Source organism: Salmonella sp. SSDFZ54 (assembly GCF_004010735.1).
Lineage (GTDB): Bacteria > Pseudomonadota > Gammaproteobacteria > Enterobacterales > Enterobacteriaceae > Salmonella > Salmonella enterica.
Genome location: NZ_CP034819.1, coordinates 2,696,935 through 2,713,469 on the forward strand (window position 1 = coordinate 2,696,935; position 16,535 = coordinate 2,713,469).

General features: G+C 50.1%; 16 protein-coding genes and 1 other annotated feature. Of the genes, 8 read left to right on the forward strand and 8 right to left on the reverse strand.

Features of this window, described 5'->3' with window-relative positions; translation table 11 throughout:
* Positions 1-49: 49 nt before the first annotated feature.
* Genes creA through creD form a run of 4 tightly spaced genes read left to right on the forward strand, consistent with a single transcriptional unit; the run spans position 50 to position 4,056 of the window.
* Complete coding sequence (creA, locus tag EOS97_RS13460) at positions 50-523, forward strand: protein CreA (RefSeq protein WP_000875811.1); 474 nt, start codon at positions 50-52, stop codon at positions 521-523.
* 12 nt (positions 524-535) lie between these two features.
* The gene (gene creB / locus EOS97_RS13465) at positions 536-1,225 is read left to right on the forward strand and encodes a two-component system response regulator CreB (protein WP_001187046.1); all 690 of its coding nucleotides are present in this window, start codon (positions 536-538) and stop codon (positions 1,223-1,225) included.
* Positions 1,225-2,649, forward strand: a complete 1,425-nt coding sequence (gene creC / locus EOS97_RS13470; RefSeq protein ID WP_001219522.1) for a two-component system sensor histidine kinase CreC — start codon at positions 1,225-1,227, stop codon at positions 2,647-2,649. The genes creB and creC overlap by 1 nt, the downstream gene beginning before the upstream one ends.
* A gap of 57 nt (positions 2,650-2,706) precedes the next feature.
* Positions 2,707-4,056 (forward strand): cell envelope integrity protein CreD, encoded by a 1,350-nt coding sequence (gene creD, locus EOS97_RS13475; RefSeq protein WP_000920377.1) that lies wholly within the window; start codon positions 2,707-2,709, stop codon positions 4,054-4,056.
* Positions 4,057-4,113: 57 nt separating this feature from the next.
* Here the strand turns inward: creD and sthE are convergent, their stop codons facing one another.
* The 8 genes from sthE to arcA form a co-directional block, all read right to left on the reverse strand.
* A complete protein-coding gene (gene sthE, locus EOS97_RS13480) occupies positions 4,114-5,199 on the reverse strand; it encodes a fimbrial major subunit SthE (RefSeq protein ID WP_001253761.1) in 1,086 nt (361 codons plus the stop codon).
* 40 nt (positions 5,200-5,239) lie between these two features.
* Positions 5,240-5,797: a fimbrial protein gene (locus EOS97_RS13485; protein ID WP_001056990.1), complete on the reverse strand. Its 558-nt coding sequence runs from the start codon at positions 5,795-5,797 to the stop codon at positions 5,240-5,242.
* A gap of 17 nt (positions 5,798-5,814) precedes the next feature.
* Positions 5,815-8,352: a fimbrial outer membrane usher protein gene (locus tag EOS97_RS13490; RefSeq protein ID WP_001805561.1), complete on the reverse strand. Its 2,538-nt coding sequence runs from the start codon at positions 8,350-8,352 to the stop codon at positions 5,815-5,817.
* A 45-nt stretch (positions 8,353-8,397) separates the two neighbouring features.
* Positions 8,398-9,081, reverse strand: coding sequence for a fimbrial biogenesis chaperone SthA (gene sthA / locus EOS97_RS13495; protein ID WP_000680512.1), 684 nt, complete (start codon positions 9,079-9,081; stop codon positions 8,398-8,400).
* 70 nt (positions 9,082-9,151) lie between these two features.
* The gene (locus EOS97_RS13500) at positions 9,152-9,697 is read right to left on the reverse strand and encodes a fimbrial protein (RefSeq protein WP_000482239.1); all 546 of its coding nucleotides are present in this window, start codon (positions 9,695-9,697) and stop codon (positions 9,152-9,154) included.
* 339 nt (positions 9,698-10,036) lie between these two features.
* On the reverse strand, positions 10,037-10,708 hold the full coding sequence (locus tag EOS97_RS13505; RefSeq protein ID WP_000811635.1) for a winged helix-turn-helix transcriptional regulator: 672 nt from the start codon (positions 10,706-10,708) through the stop codon (positions 10,037-10,039).
* Between the two features lie 384 nt (positions 10,709-11,092).
* Positions 11,093-11,407 (reverse strand): hypothetical protein, encoded by a 315-nt coding sequence (locus EOS97_RS13510; protein ID WP_000749515.1) that lies wholly within the window; start codon positions 11,405-11,407, stop codon positions 11,093-11,095.
* A 266-nt stretch (positions 11,408-11,673) separates the two neighbouring features.
* Entirely contained in the window at positions 11,674-12,390 is a 717-nt protein-coding gene (gene arcA / locus EOS97_RS13515) for a two-component system response regulator ArcA (protein WP_001194359.1), read from the reverse strand.
* Between the two features lie 95 nt (positions 12,391-12,485).
* On the opposite strand from arcA, the gene yjjY reads away from it, so the two are divergent.
* The 4 genes from yjjY to thrA all read left to right on the forward strand — a co-directional run bounded on the left by yjjY (position 12,486) and on the right by thrA (position 16,535).
* Positions 12,486-12,626 (forward strand): protein YjjY, encoded by a 141-nt coding sequence (yjjY, locus tag EOS97_RS13520; protein WP_001541509.1) that lies wholly within the window; start codon positions 12,486-12,488, stop codon positions 12,624-12,626.
* A gap of 399 nt (positions 12,627-13,025) precedes the next feature.
* On the forward strand, positions 13,026-13,712 hold the full coding sequence (locus EOS97_RS13525; RefSeq protein WP_001266784.1) for a tRNA/rRNA methyltransferase: 687 nt from the start codon (positions 13,026-13,028) through the stop codon (positions 13,710-13,712).
* A gap of 213 nt (positions 13,713-13,925) precedes the next feature.
* Positions 13,926-13,991, forward strand: coding sequence for a thr operon leader peptide (gene thrL / locus EOS97_RS13530; RefSeq protein ID WP_001575544.1), 66 nt, complete (start codon positions 13,926-13,928; stop codon positions 13,989-13,991).
* Positions 13,927-14,047, forward strand: a sequence feature (Thr leader region). (Overlaps the previous gene by 65 nt.)
* A 25-nt stretch (positions 14,048-14,072) precedes the next feature.
* Positions 14,073-16,535, forward strand: coding sequence for a bifunctional aspartate kinase/homoserine dehydrogenase I (gene thrA, locus EOS97_RS13535; protein ID WP_127836161.1), 2,463 nt, complete (start codon positions 14,073-14,075; stop codon positions 16,533-16,535).

Below are 16,535 nucleotides of genomic sequence, written 5' to 3' on the forward strand. Positions count from 1 at the left end.
TTAGAATGTCTAATAATTACGCAATGTAACTTTTATGAATGGTAACAATATGAAATACAAGAGCTTAGTACTTTTCTCAATTTTGTTGCTGCTGGGGCAGAGCGCCCGCGCGGAACAAATTGGTTCAGTCGATACGGTATTTAAAATGTTCGGTCCTGACCATAAAATCGTGGTGGAAGCTTTTGACGATCCTGATGTCAAAAACGTGACGTGCTATGTTAGCCGGGCGAAAACGGGCGGCATAAAAGGCGGATTGGGGCTGGCGGAAGATACGTCTGACGCCGCTATCTCTTGCCAGCAGGTCGGGCCTATTGAACTGAGCGACAAAATTAAGAATGGCAAGGCGCAGGGAGAGGTGGTTTTCAAAAAACGCACCTCATTGATATTTAAGTCATTGCAGGTCGTGCGTTTCTATGATGAGAAACGCAACACGCTGGCGTATCTGGCCTACTCCGACAAAGTAGTCGACGGGTCGCCGAAGAACGCCATCAGCGCGGTGCCGGTCATGCCGTGGCGACAATAACAGGGAAAGAGTATGCAGCAACCGCAGGTCTGGTTAGTCGAGGATGAACAGGGAATCGCCGATACGCTCATCTACACCCTGCAACTGGAAGGGTTTACCGTTGAGCTATTCGCTCGCGGGCTGCCCGCGCTGGAAAAAGCGCGTCAGCAACGGCCGGATGCGGTGATTCTCGATGTGGGACTACCGGATATCAGCGGCTTTGAGCTGTGTCGGCAGTTGCTGGAACGCCATCCTGCGCTGCCGATTCTTTTCCTGACTGCCCGTAGCGATGAAGTGGATCGATTGCTTGGTCTGGAGATCGGTGCAGATGATTATGTCGCTAAGCCGTTCTCGCCGCGCGAAGTGAGCGCCCGCGTGCGCACGCTGCTGCGCCGGGTGAAAAAGTTTGCTGCGCCGTCGCCGGTGGTGCGTACCGGACATTTTGAACTCAATGAACCGGCGGCGCAGATCGCCTGGTTTGGTACGCCGCTCTCGCTGACGCGTTATGAATTTCTGCTCCTTAAAACCCTGCTACTGTCGCCGGAGCGCGTGTACTCGCGTCAGCAATTGATGGATATTGTCTGGTCTGATGCCCAGGAGACCTTCGATCGGACGGTCGATACACACATCAAAACCCTGCGCGCTAAGCTACGCGCGATCAACCCGGATCTCTCGCCAATTAACACGCATCGTGGAATGGGATACAGCCTGAGGAGCGTCTGATGCGCATCGGAATGCGTTTGCTACTGGGCTACTTTCTTATTGTCGCCGTCGCCGCCGTGTTTGTGCTGTCTATCTTTGTTCAGGAGATAAAGCCGGGCGTCCGCCGCGCGACGGAAGGGACGCTGATTGACACCGCGACGCTGCTGGCGGCGCTGGCCCGCGACGATCTCCTTTCCGGCAACCCGACTGACGGCCAGTTGGCGAAAGCATTCGCCCAACTGCAACATCGCCCGTTTCGCGCCAATATCAGCGGGATCGTCAAAGTGCGCAATGAATACCATGTCTACATGACGGATGCGCAGGGGAAGGTGTTGTTTGATTCGGAAAACAAAGCGGTGGGGCAGGATTATTCTCGCTGGAATGACGTCTGGCTTACGCTGCGCGGACAGTATGGCGCCCGCAGCACGGCAAAAGATGCTGCCGATCCCAATAGCACCGTGATGTACGTAGCCGCGCCGATAATCAGCGATGGACGGATTATCGGCGTCCTGTCTGTCGGTAAACCGAATGCGGCAATGGCGCCGGTGATTAAGCGCAGCGAACGGCGCATTCTGTGGGCCAGCGCCGTTTTACTGGGAATTGCGCTGGCGATTGGCGCGGGGATGGTCTGGTGGATTAACCGCTCCATCGCCCGGTTGACGCGCTATGCGGATTCCGTCACCGAAAACCGCCCGCTTGCGTTACCTGCATTAGGCAGCAGCGAGCTGCGTAAACTGGCGCAGGCGCTGGAGAGTATGCGCATTAAGCTGGAAGGCAAGAATGAGATTGAGCAGTACGTGTATGCGTTGACTCATGAGCTGAAAAGTCCGCTGGCGGCGATACGCGGCGCGGCGGAGATTCTGCGTGAAGGACCGCCCGCGGATGTGGTTACCCGCTTTACAGAGAATATACTGGCGCAAAATACGCGAATGCAGGCGCTGGTAGAGACCCTGCTGCGCCAGGCGCGGCTGGAAAACCGGCAGGATATCCCTCTCGCGCCGGTTGCTGTTGATGAGCTATTTACGCAGCTTAACGAGGCGCGCAGTATTCAGTTGGCGGCAAAAAATATCACCCTTACTCTACGGCCTTCCTCGCTGGTTGTCGTCGCCGACGCGGAGCTTCTGGCGCAGGCGCTGGGCAATGTGTTGGACAATGCCATCGACTTTACGCCTGAAAATGGCGTTATCACATTAAGCGCTCAGCCGATGGGGGAGAAAGCGATCCTGCAGGTGACGGATTCCGGCTGTGGTATTCCTGATTTTGCGCTGCCGCGCATTTTCGACCGATTCTATTCGTTGCCCCGTGAAAACGGGCGTAAAAGCAGCGGGCTTGGACTGGCGTTTGTCAGCGAGGCAGCGCGGCTCCTCAACGGTGAGGTGACGTTGTGCAACCGTCCCGAAGGCGGCGTGCTGGCCTCGTTGACACTTCACCGTCACTTCACATAACTTCAAATTCTCCCCACATCGCGTTCTTACACTGCTGGCATTGCAAAGGAGAACGCTATGTTGAAATCCCCCCTGTTGTGGAAAATGATTACGTTAGGCGGCGCCATGATTCTGCTGTTAATTCCCCTGATGATGGTACGGCACACCATCGTGGAACGTGCTGATTATCGAAGCCATGTAGAAGCCGCTATTCGTCAGAGTACCAGCGGCCCGCAAAAGGTTGTCGGCCCGCTGGTGGCGGTTCCGGTGACAGAGCTCTATACCGTGCTGGAAGAGGAGAAAGAGGTCCAGTATAAGCGCAGTTATCTCTATTTTTGGCTGCCGGAGTCGCTATTGGTCGAAGGCAATCAAAACGTTGAAGCGCGAAAAATAGGTATTTATCAGGGGCAGGTGTGGCATACCGATATGGCGATAAAGGCGGAGTTTGATGTGGCCCGTCTGCATGAGCTGGACAGACCGAACATTACCCTTGGAAAGCCCTTTATCGTCGTGGGCGTCGGCGATGCGCGCGGTATCAGCGCAGTAAAAGCGCCGCAGGTGAATGGTGAAACGCTCACTGTAGAACCGGGGACCGGCTTACCGGAAAGTAGAGAGGGCATTCATATCCCGCTGCCGGACAGTCAGTGGGCGACGCGTAACCTGACGTTGGATATGTCGCTAAATTTAAGCGGAACCGGCAGCTTTTCACTGGTTCCCGTCGGGCGTAGCAGTGAAATGACCCTGACCAGCAACTGGCCGCACCCAAATTTTGTGGGGGATTTTCTTCCCGGTAAACGCGAAATCAGCGGTTCAGGATTTCAGGCCCAGTGGCAAACCAGCCGGTTTGCCACGAATCTCGGCGAACAGTTTGCTGATGCGCAAAAGGTGGATTGGGACAACTTACCGGCGTTTAGCGTCGCTGTATCGACGCCAGCCGACCAGTATCAACTGACGGACAGAGCGACGAAATATGCCATTTTGTTGATTACGCTAACGTTTATGGCTTTCTTTGTCTTCGAAACCCTGACGGGGCAGCGGTTACACCCGATGCAGTATCTGCTGGTGGGGTTATCGCTGGTGATGTTCTACCTGCTATTGCTGGCACTGTCGGAACATATCGGTTTCACGCCAGCCTGGATCGCCGCCAGCCTGGTGGGCGCGTTGATGAATAGCGTTTATTTGCAGGCGGTGCTGAAAGGATGGCGCAATAGCGTACTGTTTACGTTAGCGTTATTGGCGCTGGATGGCGTGATGTGGGGATTGCTGCGTTCGGAAGATAGCTCGTTGCTTCTGGGTACCGGCGTTCTGCTACTGGCGCTTGGCGGCGTGATGTTCCTGACGCGCCATCTGGACTGGTATTCGCTCTCTTGTCAGCAACGTAAGTCATTACCGCCAGTAAAAGATGACGAATTACGTTTGTGGAAATAAATCTAACGGGCGCGCGCGTTAACGTTTTCCCGCGCAGCGCCAGAAAATGTGATGCCGTTAGTTATAGGTCAGGTTTAATGTTGCCGTGGCATTCGCTTGCCCGGCCGTTACCGTGGCGGCGGTTTTATAGTAGCGCGCGCTAATTTTCAGGGTGGTCGACATATTCATGGTTCCGCCGTTAACCGTCTGGCTGCCATCGGCATTGGTGGTAATCGTGTGAGTAAAGAGATCAATTTTTTGATTGATTGGCAAACTGTCGGTAAAGAAACCGGCGTCCGGCGCCTGAATACCCAACTGTACGCCAACGCCGGTTGCGCTGGTTGGCGCGCTTGCATTGCTCAACTGGATGACTGAATTATCAGGATTGTTTCCGCTGGCCGGTTGGGCGCTTAACGATGCGGAAATAGCGGTGCCTTGTTCGCAGGTCAATAAGATATCCTGCTCGCCTGTGCCCGCGGTTTGACTGTTAGCGAAACTGCCTAAATTAACGCTGCCTAAATCCACGGTGATGGCAGGTGTTTCTACCCGACATCCCATCGCTTTCATAATCAATTGCGTATTCCCCAAATACAGATGGGTCAGGATATCGCCGCCGGAGTCTTCCGTTGCGCTATCGCGAAAAGATACGCGCGCCAGTGGGCTTTGGAATGTCGCGGTACCGGAGGTGATCGGACCGCCTAAGGCGACCAGTTCAACATTGTAGGCGGGAGCCATCGCATGGTGTGTTTTATTGCCATCGCCATTATGGTAGGTATTATCGATTGGCATGACATTATCGTAAGGGCCAGCATTCGTTTGGGTTTTAATCGCAATGCCCACGCCGGAAATGCCGGTGCTAAATACCGGCGTGTTGTTCCCGTCATTCGCATTGATTGTCGCTGATGTATTTGACTGCGCGCTGCCGGGTTCATATAAAAAACCGACCTTATAATCGCGACTACAGCCATCCATTGTGACTTCGGAGGTGGAAACCCAGCCCGATTGCCACAACACTTCGCCTGCGGTATAGGCGTGGCTATCCACCACAAGCTGCGACGGCGGGGTGATAGTGATCGCGCCTTCATTTCCGGAACGTTTACAGGAGGCGTAACCATGACCGGAATACGCGAACAGCAGAATAAGCGCCAGATATAACCTTCTCATGAAAAATTCCTGCTTTTATACCAGGTGAAATAGAAAGATGTTATTGCCATGCGATAGTGATCGTCACAACGGACGTGAAATCCCCTGCCGTGACTTTTCCATACGGGGTATACATCCTTGCGGCGACAGGCAAATTGGCTTCATGGGTATTACTGTTGATATCCACCGTGTAAGTGACGTTGTTGGCCAGATTGACCAGACTTTTGCCGTCCAGGTTAAAAAGCTGTAATCCTAAATCCTGCGCCGGATTGGCCGCGCTGTTTGCATAAATCGCAGAAGCATAATTTGGATCGGGATAAGGTACGCCGTTAAATGAAATCGCGGCTTTTGTGGTCGTTGCCGGGCAATTCGTCATTTTTATGGTGAAAGGAATGGTGGCGGTATTGCCGCCGGCCACGGCGATATCCGCCCGGGCATATTGTCCAAGAGAGATCGTGTCGGGGACCGTCACGGTACACGGATCGGCATAAATTAATCCCGTAACGTTAATGTCTACGGCATCTGCGGTATTGTATGCCGCGCTGATCGATGGCGACCATAATGCCAGACCCGTGAACGTTAACAGGGTGGCTAATGCAGCAAATCTGTTCATATTCATCTTTTATCCCACCAGAATCACTGGCATTGCTCGTGTAAGATTTCTACGCCAGAAGCGGAGGGGGAGCTCGGTATACGGTAAGAGACCTGACACCGGTCTGCTGCTGTTGGTCCCCACTTCACTAATAACCGCCCTTGTTTTTCCAGTCCGGTTAACCAGGCCTGCCCCGCATCACCAACAAAACTGCTGTGATTGTCTGGTTTTGTTAAAGACGAGACGGTCGCGCCAAAAGGAACAGGCAGATTGTTTATGCGGGTTAATACCATCAATGCCTTGTAACCAATATTGGTTTTATATTCAGCCCTGACCACCGCGCCACGGGTAGGCACCAGCGTTTTACTGGTATCAATGAGCTCAATATTTTTTCTAATGCCCGTCGTATCTAAAGACACTTCATTACGATGGTAAGGCGAAGCATAAGGTACGACGGCATACCCACGAAAATCGGTGTCCACGCCCGTTTCGTTATTCACGGGGACACCCGCTGCGCCAGGGGCTTTAACCAATATGATGGTGTCGTCCATTGGCTGGGATAGTGTCAGGCCATTTCGATGTAGTAGTACGCCGCCCTGAACGCCATAATTCAGGCGACGCATATGATTATCGTAGCTATATCCGCCGTTAATATCCGCATACGTCCCGTTATAGGTTGCGCTCACATTACCGCTGGTGGCTTTCTCTTGAGAGGAATAACCTTCCTGAACGCTCCATGAGAGATTTTTCTGTGCCAGCGCTGTTCCGTTTAAACCGACAGTATGCGTGGTATCGCCGTCTTTCGCGGAGTTCATATTGTAGGTGGCATACGTTGACGGCATAAAGGCATCTAACGGAATACTAATATTGATTGAAATTTGCTGGTCATTACTGTCTTCCGTATCGTCGTCTTCATCCTGAGAATTATCGGCGTTCAGCGTATAAGAATAGTTAATGCCATAGCTTACGTTATGCCATGTGTTGTTATAGCCAATACCTAATGATGTGGTATGAGTGTCATTCCAGTAATCTTCATTATATAAAGTGAGTGAAATGGAACCGTAGATAATGTCTTGCGATAATGACAGGTCGGTGCGATTACGTACATGATCATAGTGACTATTATCGCTATAGGTATCCAGCACATCCTCAAGAGCGTAGTAATCTTTGGTCGAATAACGGTAGCCGGCGACAGTGAAATTGGTGCCTGTTGACTGAATATCTTTGCTGTAACGAATACGCCAGGATTGTCCGGTAAGCGTATCGCTAACCACATCGCCTGCTTTAATTTTTGACCATGAGTTGGTGACGTCTAAAGACAATGCGCCCAGATCGCCAAGGTTTAAACCTGTCCCGATGAGCGCCGCATGATAAACATCATTGCTCAGCGTACTCTCTATTCCGCCATAGGCGGTTATGCCGCCTGCTAATCCGTATAAGGCCGTCAGTTCAGCGAAGTTCTGTTGCGCGGAATGCGTATCTGATGAACGCGTGCGGCCTACCGTCAGGTCGTATTTCAGGTGGCCTTCACGCTGTAATACCGGAACGCTGGCGTAGGGCACAATGAAATGCTGTTCAGAACCATCGGATTCTTTGATAGTGACGTACAGGTCGCCCGAACCGCCGGTTGGATAAAGATCATTGATGGCGAATGGACCCGCCGGAACGTTAGTTTTGTAGATGGTATAACCGTTTTGTTCAACGGTTACCTGCGCGCTGCTTTTGGCCACCCCGCGAATGACCGGGGCGAACCCTTTCATACTGTCCGGCAACATATCGTCATCAGAAGAGATCTGTACGCCTTTAAATGAAATACTTTCAAAGACGTCCGCGGGCGTGTTATTTTCCCCGGCGATCAGCTGTCCTTTTAAAAATTCGATATCGCGAGAAACATAGGTGTAGGCAGAATCCCAGCTATTTTGCCCATCGCTATCATGATTCCAGGTTGAGTAGTTACGAAAACGCCATGCGCCAATATTAATACCAGGGCGCAGGTTAGCGTATTCGCTATTTTCCGTCCGGTTTTCATCAATATCGTGATCCTGCGATCCGGTAAAACTGTAGTTCAGCAAAAAAGCATTAATGCCTTCATCCCATTCGCTGGTAGGGACGAATTCTCGCGGGTCGGCGATCAACGCGATTTGAGGGATCGCTAAATCCAGCCGGTTACCGATGACATTAAACTTTGCTACAGCGCCAGCCAGCAGACTAAGATCGGTACACCCGTTTGGGTCATTTTTAAGCTCGGGGAAGTTTTCTGTTTTTACGCCCCACTGCTTGAGTTGTTCAACGCTAAGACACGGCTGTAGGGAGAGCTTATTATCTGCTGATTTTTTATTTTTAAAGGCAATATTTTTTGTTTCAACACTGGTGTTATTAATATAAATATCAACATTATAGGTGCCTTCTGCCTGCCCCCCCTTTTCGAAAACCGATAGATCGACATTCTCCACGCCCGGTTCATCATTTTCCAACGATAATGGATTAAAATGATCATGCGCTAACGCTGGTTTTATGGAACAGCATATAAAGAGAAACGATAACGCTAATTGAGAACGGGGCTCTACTCTGGAGAATTGCACAGTAAAAGTCCTGAAAGGGTAAAAGTAAAGTGAAGTCGTTAATGGCTAGAATGAACCGGAATGCGGCTCTAAACTCATCCCATAATCGCTGATTAATCGCCACGTTACCGTGCCATGAGGGGCGGCAGTAGAACCCAATTTAAATGACGCTGATGATTTTGGCGGAACGAAGGTCGCTGATTTCACTTCATGGCTGTTAAGCGTCACACTGGCAAAGTTCATATAATAGGGAGTGGGGTTATTTACGGTAATAACATCACCTGCCGTCTGCCATTTTAATTGCTGGCTCTGGCTATCAGGCGTCGATTTTGTTAATGCTGGCGGTCGATATATAAGCTTTATTTGGGTATTAATGGAGATTTCCACGCGGTTCGCGGAGGCATTATCATCAATAGAAGGAATACCCTTAATATTGAGCCAGTACATAGACTCCCGATCTGCAGGTAGGGGGGCGCCAGAGCGAATAACCCGAATACTGTTCTTTTGCCCGGCATCAAGGCGAAAAAGAGGCGGGGTGATAATAAACGCCTGCTTATTTGTGACCTGGGGATCGGCAACCGATAACCATGACTGAACAAGATTCGCTTTGCTGTCTTTATTCTCTACATTGATTGACGACTCATCATTATTGCCGTCGAAAACCAGTCGGGTTCCGCCAACAACAATGCTGGCATGGGCAACATGGCTTGTCAGTAATACGGCCAACACGGATTTCTTTATGTGTTTCATTTTTTACTCTGTAAAGATGTTTTACGCTATGGACTGGCATCCTGCCTGTCCACATCAGGATGAGAATGCCTTACTGATACGAAACGGTATACGTAACCTGAGTGCTAACATCTCCACCGGTTACGGTTGCGGAACCATCGTTTGCCATGGCGGCGTAATAGGTAAAGTCTGCTGTCGAGCCGTCGGTTGGCAGGTTTACTGCGGCATCATCCGTGTTATCTGTCACATCGCTATGTGAAGCGTTCTGAATAGAAATACCGACACCCGCGGCGCCCGTTTCCGATCCTTCGTCCGCGTTTTTGAAGTACGTTGGGTTGGAATCATCTGTTGCGCCGTGGAAGCGGAACATGGCCTGGGTTGGTACGCCAGTTCCTGCTTCCGGGCAGCTAACCAGGCTTACAGTAAACGGCACGTAATCGGTTGTGGCGCCTTTTTCCGCGATGCGTTCTTTGCTGTAATTACCTAAATCAATGGTGGTATCCGTGGAGCCATTAACCTGAACCGTACACGCCTGATCGTAAATTTTGCCATTGAACGTAATCGTGTTCTGGGCAAATACCGGTGTGGATGCTACGGCAGTTAACATTGCCAGGATGATAATTTTCTTATTAAACATATTAATTGTTGCCTGATTCTATTCGCTGAAAAATAAAGATAGCCATATAAAATAAAATATTATATTTTACTCTGTATGCGCTTCTTTCTGTTCTGTAGATAAGCAGGCGGCTATTCTACGTATATCAACTATGAACTCAATAAAAATTCTGATGCAATATTGAACGGCAGTCCAGTTTCGGACCCGGTAACAAAGTTTAATAAAATACCACTAAAGAAGTATGGTTGATGACTGGATTTATAGAGCAAGAGCTCTTTTTTTGATAATAATTATTATTTCCTGGAGAGTTTATTTAACTCTATATTGCTTTATTTTTAAGAATATACGACGCTTGTCCGTTTAAAATGAAACCGGCAGGTTTCGAAGCTCTAACAGTCTTCCATGCAGTATTTTTATATAGTCCCCCGCTTTTAGTTCTGAAAGTACCTGCATGATACGGCTGCGTGAAAGCCCGGTTCTCTGCTGTATGAAGTTCTGTGCGTTGATCTCAAATCGTGAGCTTTCAGGATACGACCACAGTTCAAGTAACAGCGCTTTTATCTGGCTATAGGCGTCCTGCCCGATAAGGTTTCTGTCACGGTTAGTCATGAAAGCAATGCGGTACATCAGGATGTTCGAAATGTCACGCCAGAGATGCTTTTCATCGGCTATTTCCACAAAATCTTTTACTGGGACAGGATAATATTCACAGGTGGTTTCGGCGATAAAAAAGACGTCTGAATTCTCTTCTAACTGGTATAAGTCAGCATAGGCATCTACAAGGCCTAAAATCATTGGTGAGACACCGCAGCCCATTACAATGCTGTCGATACGCCGACATACTTTAATAGCGCCTTTAGTGATTAACAGGATGTGGGATTGATTATCAATCTTGATATCCAGTGTTTTACCGGCCGTAATAGTGACAGGGGAGATGTTTTGAATAACGTGCCGATGAATATTTAAAATGGCTTGCAGGTTTTTTTCTTTCCCTGTGGGACGATACACATTCCCGCCGTTTAACTGCTTCATATCTTCCCCATTATTATGGCTGATAAAGTGGTTGACTATTAAAAGGTAAACATAAATTTAATATTCACTTAAAATTATAATTAAGTAAATTAAAATAGCCAACAAGAATATTTAAGTCAATGTATTCACCTTATCAATGCATGAGCGACAACGCTGTTTGTAAGGTTAACCATAGTAAATGTGATGATTTTATTTGCAATCATTTTATGACAGCTATCATAGGTACCGTGCTTAACGAGCGCGTAGAGCGTACAGGATAGCGAAGCGATGAACATCGCTGTTGGAGGATACGAATGAGAGAAAAGTACAAAATGCAGGCGGGCGGCGTTTTACTGAGCGCAATCGCCGCCTGCCGGAACTCCTCCCGGCGGGAGCCATAAGCGGTTAGCGGTACTGGACGATCAAACTTTGAATCTCCGGATGATCTTTTAACGACACGTGTCGTACCGTGGCGATTCCATTCATCAACGAAATAGCGTTTCCAGACGGTGTGGCGACTGTCTGCAAATGGGGGATATTATTCCGCAAACATGATACCTCGATATTGCGATCGTGAGGCGCAAGATTACAACCATATTCGACAATCTGGCCTTTGAAATGAATAACGCCTGCGGAGACCGGCGCGGTAGCAGCCAGCGCGGCTGATGAAGCTGACATCGCTGCACAAAACAGGTAGCAGCATAATGGTGATTTTTTCATCCTGTGAAACCTCACGTCCTGTGAGCATCCCCTTATTTTTTGGGGACTAACAAATCCCGTGTATTACTCTTTAATGTAAATACACAAACTACCTTAACTTTCGCAAGCTGAGATAAACAGCGCTATACGACAATTTTTATGTAAAAGAGTACGTCATAACGGCAGGTCAGGAGGGAAAGCGAGGCCGCTTAGCGGAAGGGGGACATAAGAAACAGCCAGTAAGAATAACTTACCGGCTGTTTTTACGGTTTGGCGCCTGGACCGAATTAATCCTGCAGGTCGCCGCAGAAGCGATAACCTTCGCCGTGAATGGTGGCGATGATTTCCGGCGTATCCGGCGTGGATTCGAAATGCTTACGAATACGACGAATGGTAACGTCAACAGTACGGTCATGCGGCTTCAGCTCGCGCCCGGTCATTTTCTTCAACAGCTCTGCGCGTGACTGAATTTTGCCAGGGTTTTCGCAGAAGTGAAGCATCGCGCGGAACTCGCTGCGCGGTAGTTTATACTGCTCGCCGTCCGGGCCGATCAGTGAACGACTGTTGATATCCAGTTCCCAACCGTTGAACTTGTAGCTTTCAACGCTACGACGCTCTTCGCTGACGGTACCCAGGTTCATGGTACGGGACAGCAGGTTGCGGGCACGGATGGTCAATTCGCGTGGGTTAAACGGTTTGGTGATGTAATCATCCGCGCCGATTTCGAGGCCGAGAATTTTGTCGACTTCGTTATCGCGGCCCGTCAGGAACATCAGCGCAACGTTAGCCTGTTCACGCAGTTCACGCGCTAACAGGAGACCGTTTTTCCCTGGCAGATTGATATCCATGATCACCAGGTTGATGTCATATTCAGAGAGGATCTGATGCATTTCCGCGCCATCTGTCGCTTCGAATACATCATAGCCTTCCGCTTCGAAAATACTTTTCAACGTGTTGCGTGTTACCAACTCGTCTTCAACGATAAGAATGTGCGGGGTCTGCATGTTTGCTACCTAAATTGCCAACTAAATCGAAACAGGAAGTACAAAAGTCCCTGACCTGCCTGATGCATGTCGCAAATTAACATGATCGGCGTAACATGACTAAAGTACGTAATTGCGTTCTTGATGCACTTTCCATCAACGTCAACAACATCATTAGCTTGGTCGTGGGTACTTTCCCTCTGGACCCGACAGTGTCAAAAACGGCTGTCATCCTAACCATTTTAACAGCAACATAACAGGCTAAGACGTACCGGACACCTAATAAAACTACGCTTCGTTGACATATATCAAGTTCAATTGTAGCACGTTAACAGTTTGATGAAATCATCGTAGCTAAATGCTAGCTTTCATCACAAATTTGCAATATTCCAACTAGTTACGTAAGCCAACTAATAAATGTGATGAATCCAAAGAACAGGATCTATTTTAAATTAAATTATCCTAAATAAACAGCAGGATAACGATGTTCTGTTAACATAAACAGCAATAGTACAGATACGCAATAGTGTAGCGTCTTTTACGAAATCAAAAATGCTTTTTCAGTGATATCCGTTAAAATTTTGTAAATTTGCGAAGCGTAATATGCTTACAAACGCCAGCTAATTTCCTGTAAATTAGTCAAAAAGAGTAATGAAATGCGTGTAACAATCGTTCTTGTCGCTCCCGCCAGAGCGGAAAATATCGGCGCAGCCGCCCGGGCTATGAAGACCATGGGATTTACTGACCTGCGTATTGTCGACAGCCAGGCGCACCTGGAGCCCGCCACCCGTTGGGTCGCACATGGATCTGGAGATATTATTGATAATATTGAGGTTTTTCGCACCCTTGCCGACGCGCTCCGCGATGTGGATTTTACCGTCGCGACGACAGCCCGCAGCCGGGCAAAATTTCATTACTACGCTTCGCCCGCTGAACTGGTTCCCTTATTACAGGAAAAATCACGCTGGATGCGTCATGCCGCGCTGGTTTTTGGCCGTGAGGATTCCGGTTTGACCAATGACGAGCTGGCGCTGGCGGATGTATTGACCGGCGTGCCGATGGCGGCGGATTACCCTTCGCTCAATCTGGGTCAGGCGGTCATGGTGTATTGCTATCAATTAGCAGGTTTAATGCAACAGACCACAGAATCCGTTGATATTGCTGATGAATCGCAGTTACAGGCGTTACGCGCGCGCCTTTTACGCCTGCTAACGACTCTGGAGGCGGCCGATGACCACAAATTAACCGACTGGCTACAACAGCGAATCGGCCTGCTGGGACAGCGAGATACGGTAATGTTGCACCGTTTGGTTCATGATATTGAAAAAAAACTAACAAAATAACGTGCTGTAATTTTAAAAATAATAAGAGATTACGTCTGGTTGCAAGAGATCATAACAGGGGGAATTGGTTGAAAATAAATATATCGCCAGCAGCACATGAACAAGTTTCGGAATGTGATCAATTTAAAAATTTATTGACTTAGGCGGGCAGATACTTTAACCAATATAGGAATACAAGACAGACAAATAAAAATGACAGAGTACACAACATCCATGAACCGCATCAGCACCACCACCATTACCACCATCACCATTACCACAGGTAACGGTGCGGGCTGACGCGTACAGGAAACACAGAAAAAAGCCCGCACCTGAACAGTGCGGGCTTTTTTTTCGACCAGAGATCACGAGGTAACAACCATGCGAGTGTTGAAGTTCGGCGGTACATCAGTGGCAAATGCAGAACGTTTTCTGCGTGTTGCCGATATTCTGGAAAGCAATGCCAGGCAAGGGCAGGTAGCGGCCGTACTTTCCGCCCCCGCGAAAATTACCAACCATCTGGTGGCGATGATTGAAAAAACTATCGGCGGTCAGGATGCTTTGCCGAATATCAGCGATGCCGAACGTATTTTTTCTGACCTGCTCGCAGGACTTGCCAGCGCGCAGCCGGGATTCCCGCTTGCACGGTTGAAAATGGTTGTCGAACAAGAATTCGCTCAGATCAAACATGTTTTGCATGGTATCAGCCTGCTGGGTCAGTGCCCGGACAGCATCAACGCCGCGCTGATTTGCCGTGGCGAAAAAATGTCGATCGCGATTATGGCGGGACTTCTGGAGGCGCGTGGGCATCGTGTCACGGTGATCGATCCGGTAGAAAAACTGCTGGCGGTGGGCCATTACCTTGAATCTACCGTCGATATCGCGGAATCGACTCGCCGTATCGCCGCCAGCCAGATCCCGGCCGATCACATGATCCTGATGGCGGGCTTTACTGCCGGTAATGAAAAGGGTGAACTGGTGGTGCTGGGGCGTAATGGCTCTGACTACTCTGCCGCCGTGCTGGCCGCCTGTTTACGCGCTGACTGCTGTGAAATCTGGACTGACGTCGATGGTGTGTATACCTGTGACCCGCGCCAGGTGCCGGACGCCAGGCTGCTGAAATCGATGTCCTACCAGGAAGCGATGGAACTCTCTTACTTCGGCGCCAAAGTCCTTCACCCTCGCACCATTACGCCCATCGCCCAGTTCCAGATCCCCTGTCTGATTAAAAATACCGGTAATCCGCAGGCGCCAGGAACGCTGATCGGCGCGTCCAGCGACGATGATAATCTGCCGGTTAAAGGGATCTCTAACCTTAACAACATGGCGATGTTTAGCGTCTCCGGCCCGGGAATGAAAGGGATGATTGGGATGGCGGCGCGTGTTTTCGCCGCCATGTCTCGCGCCGGGATCTCAGTGGTGCTCATTACCCAGTCCTCCTCTGAGTACAGCATCAGCTTCTGTGTGCCGCAGAGTGACTGCGCGCGTGCCCGCCGTGCGATGCAGGATGAGTTCTATCTGGAGCTGAAAGAGGGGCTGCTGGAGCCGCTGGCGGTTACTGAGCGGTTGGCGATTATCTCTGTTGTCGGCGACGGTATGCGCACGCTACGCGGCATTTCAGCGAAATTCTTCGCCGCGCTGGCGCGGGCTAATATCAATATCGTGGCGATCGCTCAGGGATCTTCTGAGCGTTCCATTTCTGTGGTGGTGAATAACGACGATGCCACCACCGGCGTGCGGGTAACGCACCAGATGCTGTTCAATACCGATCAGGTGATTGAAGTGTTTGTCATTGGCGTCGGCGGCGTCGGCGGCGTGCTACTGGAACAGCTTAAACGTCAGCAAACCTGGCTGAAGAACAAGCACATCGATCTGCGCGTGTGCGGCGTGGCGAACTCAAAGGCGTTGCTAACCAATGTGCATGGCCTGAATCTGGACAACTGGCAGGCGGAACTGGCGCAAGCGAACGCGCCGTTCAATCTGGGACGCTTAATTCGCCTGGTGAAAGAATATCATCTACTCAATCCGGTGATTGTTGATTGTACCTCCAGTCAGGCGGTGGCCGACCAGTATGCCGACTTCCTGCGTGAAGGGTTCCATGTGGTGACGCCAAACAAGAAAGCGAACACCTCGTCGATGGACTACTACCATCAGCTACGTTTCGCCGCCGCGCAATCACGGCGCAAATTCTTGTATGACACCAACGTCGGCGCCGGTTTGCCGGTAATCGAAAACCTGCAAAACCTGCTGAATGCGGGTGATGAACTGCAAAAATTTTCCGGCATTCTTTCCGGGTCGCTCTCTTTTATTTTCGGTAAACTGGAAGAGGGGATGAGTCTCTCACAGGCGACCGCCCTGGCGCGCGAGATGGGCTATACCGAACCCGATCCGCGCGACGATCTTTCCGGTATGGATGTGGCGCGGAAACTGTTGATCCTCGCCCGCGAGACGGGCCGCGAGCTGGAGCTTTCCGATATTGTGATTGAACCGGTGTTGCCGGACGAGTTTGACGCCTCCGGCGATGTGACCGCCTTTATGGCGCATCTGCCGCAGCTTGACGACGCGTTTGCCGCCCGTGTGGCTAAAGCTCGTGATGAAGGTAAGGTATTGCGCTATGTGGGCAATATCGAAGAGGATGGCGTGTGCCGCGTGAAGATTGCCGAAGTTGATGGTAACGATCCGCTCTTCAAAGTGAAAAACGGTGAAAACGCGCTGGCGTTCTACAGCCACTATTATCAGCCCTTGCCGTTGGTGCTGCGCGGCTACGGCGCAGGCAATGATGTGACGGCGGCGGGCGTGTTTGCCGATCTGTTACGGACCCTCTCATGGAAGTTAGGAGTTTAA